A 2,502-nucleotide genomic window follows, 5' to 3' on the forward strand; every position below is an offset into this window, starting at 1 on the left:
GCCCACATCCTTGGCCTGCTTCATGCCCAGAATCAGCGTCGCCGCCCCGCCCCAGGCCCGCCGCTGCGCCGCCAGCGCCTCCGCCCCGCCGGGATTATGCGCGCCATCCAGCCAAAGCTCCGAGCCTGGCGGCAGCAATGCCAGCAACGCGCCATGCAGAAGCTGCAGCCGCGCCGGCCACTCCACCCCACGCAGCCCGGCCGCCAGCACCTCCGGCGAAAACGCAAACCCCGCCGCGCGCAGCGCCATCATCGCAATCGCCGCATTCTCCGCCTGGTGCACCCCAGGCAACCCCGGCGGCGGCAAATCCAGCCCCTCAAAACGCAGCCCATCCGGCGCCGCCGCAACCTCCCAGTCACGCCCGCGCAGCAATAACGGGGCCGCGGCCGCGCGCGCCTCATCCGCAATCACCGCCATCGCCTCTGGTGCCTGCGCGCCCACCACCACCGGCACGCCAGGTTTAATGATCCCGGCCTTTTCCCCCGCGATCACCCCCAGCGTGTCGCCCAGAAAATCCTGATGATCCAGCGAGATGGAGGTAATCGCGCAAGCCGCCGGGCGCACCACATTGGTCGCATCAAACCGGCCGCCCAGCCCCACCTCAACCACACATAAATCCGCCGGCACCCGCGCGAACAACAAAAACGCCGCCGCCGTGATCGCCTCGAACACGGTGATCTGGTTGCCCTCGTTCACCGCCTCTATCTCATCGAGCGCGCCCGCCAGCGCCTCATCGCTCACCAGCGCGCCCGCCAGCCGGATGCGCTCGTTGAATTTCACCAGATGCGGCGACGTATAAACATGCACCCGCAGCCCGGCCGCCCCCGCCATGGCGCGCACAAACGCGCATACGCTGCCCTTGCCGTTGGTCCCCGCGACATGGATCACCGGCGGCAGCCGCAACTGCGGATCACCCAGCGCGCCCAGCAGCCGCACCAGCCGATCCAGCTTCAGGTCTATCAGTTTCGGATAAAGCCGGTGCAGCCTCTCCAAACTGGCGTCAAAACGCCCGCGCGCGGCGCTCACGCGGCGGCGGGGTGCTTGTTGCCGGTCATCAGCCCGATCAGCCGCGCCAGGGTCGCCGTTAGCTCATCGCGCTTCACCACCATGTCGATAATCCCATGCGCCAGCAGATATTCCGCCCGCTGGAACCCCTCGGGCAGCTTCTCGCGCACCGTCTGCTCAATCACCCGCGCGCCGGCGAAGCCGATCAGCGTATTCGGCTCAGCAATCTGCACATCCCCCAGCATCGCGAAAGAGGCGGTCACGCCCCCCGTGGTCGGGTCGGTCAACACCACGATAAAGGGCTGCCCGGCTTCCTTCACCATCTGCGAGGCGATCACCGATCGCGGCATCTGCATCAGGCTCACAGCCCCTTCCTGCATCCGCGCCCCGCCCGAGGAGGTATAAACAATCATCGGCGCCGCCTGCAAAACCGCCAGCCGCGCGGCCGCAACCAGCCCCTCGCCAACGGCCGCGCCCATCGAGCCGCCCATGAACTCAAACGACATCGCCGCCACCACGGCCCGGTGGCCGCCCACGGTGCCATGCGCCACCAGCAGCGCATCGTCCTGTTTGGTGCTCTCGCGCGCATCCTTCAGCCGGTCGGCATAGCGCTTCTGGTCACGGAACTTCAGCGGGTCCACCACGGCCTTCGGCAGGTCGATCCGGGTATAAACCCCGTCATCAAAGGTCCAGGCCAGGCGGTCAGCCGCGCTGGCGCGCATGTGGTGCCCGCAATGCGGACAAACCTTCAGCGCCGCCTCCAGCTCACGATGAAAAATCATCTGCTGGCATTTCGGGCATTGCTGCCACAAATTATCCGGCGCCTCCTTGCGGCCCAGGAGGGTACGGATTTTTGGTCGGACAAATTCTGTAAGCCAGCTCATGGAAAAGGATTTACCCGCTTTGTAAACCTAAGGAAAGACCAACCGCGCCGCCGCCCAGGCCGCCGCCTCGGCCACCACCGCGTCAGCGTCTCCCGCCAGCGCGCGCGCCACCTCCAGCAACCCAACATCCCCGCTGTTGCCAATCGCAATCGCCACATTGCGCACAAACCTGTTGCGCCCCACCCGCTTCACCGGCGAGCCTGAGAACATCGCCCGGAACCCGGCATCATCCAGCCCCGCCAGCGCCGCCAGCCGGGGTGCCGCCAGCTCCTCCCGGTGCGCGAATTTCGCCTCCTGCCCGGCCTTGGCAAACTTGTTCCACGGGCAAACCGCCAGGCAGTCATCGCAGCCGTAAATCCGGTTGCCGATCCCCGCGCGCAAATCCTCAGGAATCGGCCCGTCATGCTCGATCGTCAGGTAGGAGACACACCGGCGCGCATCGAGCTGGTAGGGTGCGGGGAACGCCGCCGTCGGGCAGGCTTCCAAACATGCCTGACAGCTCCCGCATCTATCCGCATGGGCCGCATCCGGCGCGATTTCCAGCGTGGTGAACACCTCGCCCAGAAACAGCCACGAACCATGCGTGCGCGACACCAGATTCGTATGTTTCCCC

The 2,502-nt window shown here is 66.5% G+C and carries 3 protein-coding genes; all 3 read right to left on the bottom strand.

Annotated features, from left to right (window positions below; all coding sequences use genetic code 11):
* Positions 1-1,026, bottom strand: a 1,026-nt coding sequence (locus HKL97_RS11035; protein WP_291425283.1) for a folylpolyglutamate synthase/dihydrofolate synthase family protein, incomplete at its 3' end; no start/stop codon positions are given.
* Complete coding sequence (accD, locus tag HKL97_RS11040) at positions 1,023-1,889, bottom strand: acetyl-CoA carboxylase, carboxyltransferase subunit beta (protein ID WP_291425284.1); 867 nt, start codon at positions 1,887-1,889, stop codon at positions 1,023-1,025. The genes accD and HKL97_RS11035, both read right to left, overlap by 4 nt.
* Before the next feature lie 27 nt (positions 1,890-1,916).
* The coding region (gene queG, locus HKL97_RS11045) for a tRNA epoxyqueuosine(34) reductase QueG (protein WP_291425285.1) at positions 1,917-2,502 on the bottom strand (586 nt) is incomplete at its 5' end.

It is taken from the genome of Acidocella sp., assembly GCF_013044125.1.
Taxonomy (GTDB): domain Bacteria; phylum Pseudomonadota; class Alphaproteobacteria; order Acetobacterales; family Acetobacteraceae; genus Acidocella.

Excerpts from the sequence above, each read along its gene's own strand:
- accD (WP_291425284.1), bottom strand. The coding sequence starts at position 1,889 with ATGAGCTGGCTTACAGAATTTGTCCGACCAAAAATCCGTACCCTCCTG.